The organism is Neobacillus drentensis, from assembly GCF_036966985.1.
Lineage (GTDB): Bacteria > Bacillota > Bacilli > Bacillales > Cytobacillaceae > Neobacillus > Neobacillus drentensis_E.
Window position 1 is genome coordinate 2,048 of the sequence record NZ_JBALSN010000304.1, and the last position, 8,171, is coordinate 10,218.

The window sequence follows — 8,171 nt, forward strand, 5'->3', positions numbered from 1 at the left end:
AATAGGATAATTTTCAACTGCTTACTATATTAATAGAAAAACAAGGACATGAAAACTTTTATTTCGATAACAATCCAATCAACTCAGGTTAGGTTATGGCAGCACTTGCATAAAAATTTTATTAATACGGGCTCCAATTTCATCTCAATGTATATGATATAGGGTAATCGCCTAGTTACTCTCCTTACAATCGAAAGGAAGTGTTTAAGTGTATAATAACGCAATCCCAACAATTAGTGGAAACTCTAATGTTATTCCCCAGCCTCCGATGTGCTATGGCTATGCGACTCCTGTTCAAGGACATTGTGTTAATGTTGGTGGGTGTGAAAATTTTATCATAATAATAGTGCTGTTTATTTTGTTAATCATAATCGGTGCAATTGCTTTCTGCTTTTAAAAGGGAAGATCTAAAAAGCATAAAGATTCTAGCGAGTTAGATATAAAAAATCAAGGACATGGTACGAACCCATGTCCCTTAGTACTTCCACCAATTTCGACCTACAAATATAACCGCATGTTTCCAACGATAAGCCATAAAAAGATATACATAATATGAATTTTTTATATAATTTGTCCACACCTTCCTTTTACTTCTTCATTTAATGTAGTAAGGGAGGTGAAATTATTTGAGTATAGAGGACGTTATTTCAATTGGTGCAAATTGTATTGTACAAATCAGAAATCGCTTTTTTCTTTTAGTGGAAATTGAAGTGGAAGCAGGTAATGTTGCATTCGAGGAATTCGTGTTTATTCGTATATCACGACAAGAGGCTATGACATTGTTGAATGCAGGAATCAAGCGTTGTGAAATTACAACTCGCGTTCCAAGATCCAATGATGTAGAAGTAGAGTTTATTTGTATCTTGATTGTAGACGGAGAGGCATTTGCTGTGTTTGATGTAGAAAACGACACAGACGATGCAGTTCTTGTCGAAATCCCATTAGCAGCTGCACGTAATTTAATCCGCAGAGGTGCAAGGGAATGTACGGTCATTGACAGATTGCGACATTAATTTTTAAAAAATTAATAGATTGCACAAGAGGGCTATTTAAATAAATGGTCCTTTTGGTTTTAAAACCATTTTCAAATATTATTTGCATCGGGCGGTGGCAGGCACCCAAGTATAAAAAGGGGTCAGTCCCCAGTTGCGTTAAAGCTTTAGCTCACTTGGGAACTGCCCCCGACTGGCCTGAATGTTAGTTTTTTGTTATGGTCTGTCCCTCTTCTTGCATAGAGATATACAAAGGGGGGATTTTTATTTTAAATACTCATAAATTTATTAGAATTACTGTTGCCTATGTTTTTATTACCTCAGCACTTATGAAATTAATGGGTAGTGAAGTAGCGAATCATTTTCTTGGATTAGGACTGCCCTATCCCCACCTGATGTTAAAGCTTGTTATATTACTCGAAATGGTTTGCGGAATTCTATTATTGGTTAATAAAGCTGTTAAAAATGCAGTGGTACCTTTAATTGGTATTATGATTGGAGCTCTTCTTTTAACAAAGGTTCCCCTACTGCACACTGGACTACTACCATTCGCTTTTGGTGCTCGTTTAGACATAGTGATTTTAGTTATGCTAGTTTATCTATTCAAGCAATAACCGCGCTGATCCTTTCAGTTGCTAAAAATAATCAATTATGTGAATCTTGTTTTACCACAGCTAATAAACTTAAAAATTCAAAGACTATGGTTGCTGCTGTTAATGCCGTAACTTCTGAAGGATCTAGTGCCGGAAGCACTTCTACCAAGTCAAAACCGATAAAGTTTAATCCGGAGAGCTGGCGGAGCATGTGCTGTGCTTCAGCACTCGTGAACCCTGCGATTTCTGGAGTACCGGTTCCAGGTGCAAATACTGGATCGAGAAAATCAATATCAAAAGTGAGAAAAACCTTATCGTTTCCAACTCTTTCACGAGCGCGGCGAATCGTTTCGTTTAACCCGATAATCCGCATTTCGTCTGCAGTAATGACTTCAAAACCCAGTTCTCGTGCCTCATTGATATCATTTGGATCATAAACAGTACCACGCATCCCTAATTGAATTGAGCGGGATGGATTTATGATACCTTCTTCCAAAGCTCGGCGAAATGGGGTACCATGTGTATACTTTTCACCCCAATACTCATCCCATGTATCTCCGTGTGCATCAAAATGAATAAGTGATAATGGGCCGTGTACATTTGCAAGGGCACGTAATTCAGGCAATGAAATGGAGTGATCGCCTCCAAGTACAATGGGAACAGCCCCTTTTTTTGCCCATTCTTTCACATGTTCAGTAATGTATTGATGGCTTTGCAATGTGTTGCCGGGAATAACCATTACATCCCCACCGTCTACACCTTCCAAAAAATCAAAGGGACGAATTTTATGGTAAACATTAGCAGGCCTCAGAAGGACAGAACTGCGGCGAATGGCCTCAGGGCCAAATCGCGCTCCAGAACGATAGCTCGCCGAAGTATCAAACGGGGCACCCAGAATGACAAAATCTTTTTGGTCTATTTCCTGCTGGTAAGGTAATCTCATAAAACTGCGGATTCCCGAAAATCTGGGCATCGAATTGGGGTTAGGAATTTCAAATTTTTTACTCAAAATAATTCCTCTTTTCTCATAAAAATATTTTCCAAATAATAAGATTCCCCCTATTTTAAGGGTGCAGATTCAAAGGATTTAATTAGGGTAATTTCGGTAATTCTGAACTCTAGTGAAAAAAAGGATAGGAAAGGACATATATACCCCCTCCCTACCCCTTTAAAATAAATCTATTTTCTACTTCCTTACTAAACTAATTTTACTCTCTTCATACGGGATTGGTACCTGGTCCGCATCCCGCAATTTTCTTTTCATCATTACATAATAGAGTGCGGATGGAACTACCAATCCTAATATCCAGGCTATATCGGCGCCCCCCATTGCTTTCGCACCAGCTCCTACATAGAAAGATGTGTTCATAAATGGCACTTCGGCGATAATAGAAACGAGAAACGATATAGCAGTGATTTTGTTTACTTTTCCGTACTTTCCATTTAAATCAAAAATATCTTTAATACTATACTCCCCGTGACGCAGGACGTAAAAATCAATGAGGTTAATGGCTGTCCATGGAATTAAAAAGTAACTAATAAATAAGATAAAGTTGACAAAATTGGACAAGAAATTTCCCTGACCCAAAATAGCCAGAAAAGTTCCGACTGTTCCAATTCCTAAGATAAAAGACATCCTTACTTTTGGGGTTACTTTTATTTTTGAAAAAGGCTCAACAGTAGATATGGTTGACATAAAGGCGCCATATAAATTAAAAACATTGATAGAGAACTGACCTAGGATGATAACAGCGATTAAAAGAAACGAAAAACTTCCAAACTGATTAGCGAGATTCGTGCCGGCATTACTTAGGAAATTCGGAATGGCAGTAGTCAATAAGACTCCTAAAACCATCATCCAAACCGTGCCTAAAACAGTCCCTGCATACGTATACCAATAGGTTTTTGAGTAATTGGTATCAATTGGCAAATACCTTGAATAGTCAGCGACATATGGTGCATATGAGATCTGCCAGGTTGCTACCACACTAACACTTAACATAAAGACTGGTAAATTGAACTCAGCTGGAGACCAGCTTCCTGGTGGAACGGGTAATTGGAAGACAATAAACGTAGCAGCTATGAAAACAAGAAAGAACACCCATGTCAAATACTTTTGCATTTTATGAATAAGATCATGGCCAATGATTGTCACGATAAAGGTGATGATATTAAGGACAATGATACTTAAAGTTAAATTAAGGTCTAAGGCACTGCTCAATACTTGTGCCCCTAACAAACCACTGCTTGCAAAAAAACCCAAGTACATGAAAATAACTAGAATTAAGGGAATCACGGCACCAATAACACCGAATTGTGCACGGCTTTGAATCATTTGGGGGATACCGAGTTTAGGTCCTTGAGCAGAATGTGAAGCCATAAAAATGGCTCCTATTAAATTACCAAGGATAATCGCTACAACACTCCAAAAAAGATTTAAGCCAAAAGTGACACATAGTGATCCTGTCACAAGTGTGGTAATATGCATATTTGCAGCAAACCAAACTGAAAACAATCCTTTTGGTTTTCCATGACGTTCATTGGCTGGAATGTACTCAATACTTCTTGTCTCAATTTTCATAGATTTGCCCCCTGAAATATATTATTTTGGTGACTTATCTTAGGAGTGAACTTCTTCCTTATTTAACTTACGATCATCAATGTTCTCTTTTTCCTTTAAAACGAAGCTGAGTAAATCCAATGCTAGTCGTGCACCTACTTGACCGGTCATTCCAGCTGGGTCATATGGCGGTGCTACTTCGACCAAATCAAAGCCAATTACTTTTCCTCTTTTAGCTATTCCTTCAAGTAATTCATTTACTTCATCGTAAATAAATCCTCCTGGTGAAGGGGTACCTGTTCCAGGTGCTACGGAAGGATCCAAACCATCAATATCTAGGGTAATATAGTATTTTTCTCCTTCCGGAAGTAGTTCTACCACACTTTCAATTCCCATTTTCCTAATTTGGCGCGGTGATAAGATAACACTTCCATATTCTCGTGCTGCATCCACATCTTCTTTCAAACTGCTGGAAATTCCTCGAATTCCAAATTGGAAAATTTTCTGAATATGATCCATTTCAGATAAACGACGGATACAGCTTCCATGCCCATACCTTTGCCCGGAACGATGATCCGCCCAATCCAAATGAGCATCGATTTGAATTACATGAAAAGGTCCTAACTCTTCTAAAGCTTTACCGACTGGAATGGTAATAGAGTGATCTCCGCCTAATACAACCGGCATGGCTCCTTTTGAAACAATCTTTCTAATGGCTTCTTCTGTATTTTCATGACATTGCATCATATCTCCATGAACCATGTCCACATCGCCGCAATCGACTACTTTCCATCTTGGCCCCAAATATGTAATGTCTTTTTCAATATCGTAAGCACCATTTAATCCAAAACTGTAAAGTGTAGATCCTTCGCGAATTCCCCTTGGACCCATTCTTGCTCCAGATTTCCATTGAGTACCCATATCATTTGGAACCCCAATAACAGCTACATCCGCATCTAGTTGATTAATATCTGAACAAACAGGATATTTTCCAAAAGTGCATATTCCAGTAAAAGGTAAATTCAAAAATTGCTTTTCATCTTGATTTGACATTAAATTGCCTCCTTTAGTTTTCTATTATTAAAGAATGCAATTTACATGCCAACTAATAAAGACAGCGTTTAAGAGAACGTTATAGTCAAAAAAGACTACCTTTGCTCCACATATTTTAGTATTTTCCGATTTGCAGTAGATTGGCTGATTCCCAATATTTCTGCAAGTTTAATGCTACTGGGATATTTCTGATACATTCGCACAATATACTCCTTTTCTAGTGTTTCTATATAATCGTTTAACGGTATTTCTTTCGTTAATTGAGTGTAAGACTCCTTTTTTGTGTCCTCTTCATGCATATCGAGATCTATTTCGTTCCCACTAGATGTAATCATCTTCTTTTCAATATAGTTTCGTAATTCTCTGACATTTCCCGGCCAATTTTGTTGGCTTAGCCAAGCAGCCATTGTTGGGGTAAAATATGTATTCAATTGATATTTACGATTCAATTGTTCAGTAATCTCGTAAATAAGTGGAATGATTTCTTCCTTCCGTTCCCTTAGCGGTGGAATCTCTACTTTTACGACATTGATTCGGTAATAAAGATCTTCTCTAAATTTCCTTTCTTTGATCATTTTTTCTAAGTTCTGATTGGTAGCACAAATGATTCTGCAATTCACCTCAATTCTTTTTGTTCCGCCAATTCTCATTAAGGTTTGATTTTGCAAAACCGATAATAGTTTTACTTGAAGATTCAAGGGCAGTTCACCAATTTCATCTAGAAAAAGAGTTCCATTACCTGCTGCTTCAAAATACCCCTTCTTACCTCCTTTTTTAGACCCGGTAAAAGCTCCATCCTCGTACCCGAAAAGCTCTGATTCAAATAAAGATTCAGGTATGGCACCACAGTTTACTTCAATGAAGGGCTCAGCCTTTCTTGATGACAATTGATGAATTTTATAAGCTATATGGTTTTTACCAACGCCCGACTCACCCTCGAGTAATACAGTAATGTTTATATCGGCTACCTTTGACACAACTTCAAATACTTTTTCCATTTTTCCATTACTAATAAGGAATTGTTGTGTCGCCTGTTTTCGTAATTTTTCATTTTCTTCTTGAAATTTTAGTAATGCTCTTGCTACCTGCTCATTTTCTTTGCGTAAGGACTCAAATTCGGTAATATCCCTTGAAAAACTCGTAGCGCCTATTATTATTCCTGATTGATCATAAATCGGATATCCGGAGATGATTAGTTTTCTATTATGGTTTGTTTCTTGAATTAGCGTTACTTCCTTGTTAGTTCTTAGCACGCTTGCAATGACCGAGGGAGAAAAAAGTCCTTGTTGTTCAAGTTCGAAAATATTGTGATTAACGATTTGTTCACACGGAATACCAAAGACTGTTTCAGTAGATTGACTGGCATATAAAACCATTCCCGTTGCATCCGCAATAAAGATTTCATCGAATGAATGTTCTAAAATATGGTTTAATAGAATCGAATCATCCATGCGTTTATTCATTTTCATCACCTAGTCATTTTTGATTTAATCATAATCAAAAATGACTAACAATTCAAACTATTTTAAATATTTTTTATCATTTATGTGGATTTTAAAATGATTGAACAATTATTTTGGTTGATAATGGGAAATTGATTGTAGAAAACAAAAAACTTAAGACATATGATTATAAGAAAAATCTAAAGGATATGGAAGGAATCTATAAACAAGTAGCAGAAGTAGAGAAAACCCTTCCCTATCATCAACAAAAACCAACAAGTGAATGAAGTACTCAACACAAAAATGCTTTATGGGAGATTAGCAGTCAAATCAAGCCTTTTTTATTGTAAAAAAGTTTAAAACAAACAGCCATCAAACTTGCGATGGCTGTTTGTTTTGCGGTTGGTACACTATATTTTGTCGTGGCTAATATCAGTCAATACTAAGATCAATTGATTAAATTTGCTGGAAAAGTGGTAAATATAAAACAAGAGAAATACAATCTGGTGAAGTTTTGCAAAGAAAGGATTATCGAAAATGATTATTATGGATAGGGAACAAAGCTATTTTATGGTAACTCAGAATAATCACGCCAAAATTGCAGGGGAAATCGCCCGAAACTGTAAAGATGATTATTTTTTTGATCTTACACGAACCCAAGAAGTGCAACTGGCAATCCAAGAACATGATAGAGGATGGATAGACCTGGACAAGTCTCCCGTATGGAATGATAAAACGGAAAAGCCGTACTCTTTTATCGACTACCCGATAATGCTTAAAATATCTTTTTATAAAAAGGGGTTGAATGAAGTTGAAAAAATGAGCAAGTATGCTGGACTGTTATGCAGTTTACACTATTCATCATTCATTCAGGATGCAACAGAACCCACAGTCAGGGAATTTTGGAATGAAGAAAAGCAAAGACAGGAGCAACTTTTAAAGGAATTGCAAATAGTGGGAAACGAGAAAAAGAATGAAACTTTAATGTACCACTTAGATCTGTTAAAATTTTGCGATTATCTTTCCCTGTATATTTGTTTAAATGAACCAGGAAATAATAAAAGGATACACCCCTTTTTCCGAAATGGATTTCCACAGTTATTTCCTTTTGTTACGGACAAACCCATCGTTGCTCATTGGAAAAACCAAGAAACGGTTTCGCTCTCCTTCTCCCCTCTAAAAAGTGAATTTGAAGTAAAACTGCCTTATCGGGCTGTAAGAAAAGACCAAATAGAGGAGCACGGCATCTTACAGGCATACAAGGACACCCCTGTTACTATTAGGAGGATAGAGTTTAAATAGGAGAAAACCTAAAAAGGAGAAATCTATTTCCCCCCCCATCAACACATCCTACCTGTTCGGCACCCCTCATTTTTGACCACTACTATGAATTTTATATTACAAGACAAAGGTGAAAAGCCAGAATAAAGGGTCCGTTTTCGGGTGCATTCTTATCAAAAATCACAAGGGTTGAAGTATGAATTGGCATACATTTTTTCCTTATTTATCAAGGTTTATACGAAATTTCATT

General features: G+C 36.9%; 9 protein-coding genes. 5 read left to right on the plus strand and 4 right to left on the minus strand.

Annotated features, from left to right (window positions below):
- The first annotated feature begins 268 nt into the window (after positions 1–268).
- The 3 genes from V7659_RS19625 to V7659_RS19635 all read left to right on the plus strand — a co-directional run bounded on the left by V7659_RS19625 (position 269) and on the right by V7659_RS19635 (position 1,606).
- Positions 269–397 (plus strand): YjcZ family sporulation protein, encoded by a 129-nt coding sequence (locus V7659_RS19625; RefSeq protein WP_335541588.1) that lies wholly within the window; start codon positions 269–271, stop codon positions 395–397.
- A gap of 229 nt (positions 398–626) precedes the next feature.
- Entirely contained in the window at positions 627–1,013 is a 387-nt protein-coding gene (locus tag V7659_RS19630) for a hypothetical protein (RefSeq protein ID WP_335541576.1), read from the plus strand.
- Positions 1,014–1,285: 272 nt separating this feature from the next.
- A complete protein-coding gene (locus V7659_RS19635) occupies positions 1,286–1,606 on the plus strand; it encodes a DoxX family protein (RefSeq protein WP_335541590.1) in 321 nt (106 codons plus the stop codon).
- Between the two features lie 31 nt (positions 1,607–1,637).
- Here the strand turns inward: V7659_RS19635 and speB (V7659_RS19640) are convergent, their stop codons facing one another.
- The 4 genes from speB (V7659_RS19640) to V7659_RS19655 form a co-directional block, all read right to left on the minus strand.
- The gene (gene speB, locus V7659_RS19640; RefSeq protein ID WP_335541592.1) at positions 1,638–2,558 is read right to left on the minus strand and encodes an agmatinase; all 921 of its coding nucleotides are present in this window, start codon (positions 2,556–2,558) and stop codon (positions 1,638–1,640) included.
- Between the two features lie 213 nt (positions 2,559–2,771).
- Positions 2,772–4,166 carry a purine-cytosine permease family protein gene (locus V7659_RS19645; protein ID WP_335541578.1) on the minus strand — a complete coding sequence of 465 codons (1,395 nt, stop codon included), beginning with the start codon at positions 4,164–4,166 and terminating at the stop codon, positions 2,772–2,774.
- 39 nt (positions 4,167–4,205) lie between these two features.
- Positions 4,206–5,198, minus strand: a complete 993-nt coding sequence (gene speB, locus V7659_RS19650) for an agmatinase (protein ID WP_335541580.1) — start codon at positions 5,196–5,198, stop codon at positions 4,206–4,208.
- Positions 5,199–5,293: 95 nt separating this feature from the next.
- Complete coding sequence (locus V7659_RS19655) at positions 5,294–6,661, minus strand: sigma-54 interaction domain-containing protein (RefSeq protein ID WP_335541582.1); 1,368 nt, start codon at positions 6,659–6,661, stop codon at positions 5,294–5,296.
- A gap of 131 nt (positions 6,662–6,792) precedes the next feature.
- On the opposite strand from V7659_RS19655, the gene V7659_RS19660 reads away from it, so the two are divergent.
- Positions 6,793–6,927 carry a hypothetical protein gene (locus V7659_RS19660; RefSeq protein ID WP_335541584.1) on the plus strand — a complete coding sequence of 45 codons (135 nt, stop codon included), beginning with the start codon at positions 6,793–6,795 and terminating at the stop codon, positions 6,925–6,927.
- Positions 6,928–7,177: 250 nt separating this feature from the next.
- Positions 7,178–7,942: a DUF3891 family protein gene (locus V7659_RS19665; protein WP_335541586.1), complete on the plus strand. Its 765-nt coding sequence runs from the start codon at positions 7,178–7,180 to the stop codon at positions 7,940–7,942.
- Positions 7,943–8,171 lie beyond the last annotated feature (229 nt).

Bases quoted from the DNA above. Each gene is read 5' to 3' on its own strand.
- V7659_RS19655 (WP_335541582.1), bottom strand. From the start codon at position 6,661: ATGAATAAACGCATGGATGATTCGATTCTATTAAACCATATTTTAGAA.
- speB (WP_335541592.1), bottom strand. From the start codon at position 2,558: ATGCCCAGATTTTCGGGAATCCGCAGTTTTATGAGATTACCTTACCAG.
- V7659_RS19625 (WP_335541588.1), top strand. From the start codon at position 269: ATGTGCTATGGCTATGCGACTCCTGTTCAAGGACATTGTGTTAATGTT.
- V7659_RS19665 (WP_335541586.1), top strand. From the start codon at position 7,178: ATGATTATTATGGATAGGGAACAAAGCTATTTTATGGTAACTCAGAAT.
- speB (WP_335541580.1), bottom strand. From the start codon at position 5,198: ATGTCAAATCAAGATGAAAAGCAATTTTTGAATTTACCTTTTACTGGA.
- V7659_RS19645 (WP_335541578.1), bottom strand. From the start codon at position 4,166: ATGAAAATTGAGACAAGAAGTATTGAGTACATTCCAGCCAATGAACGT.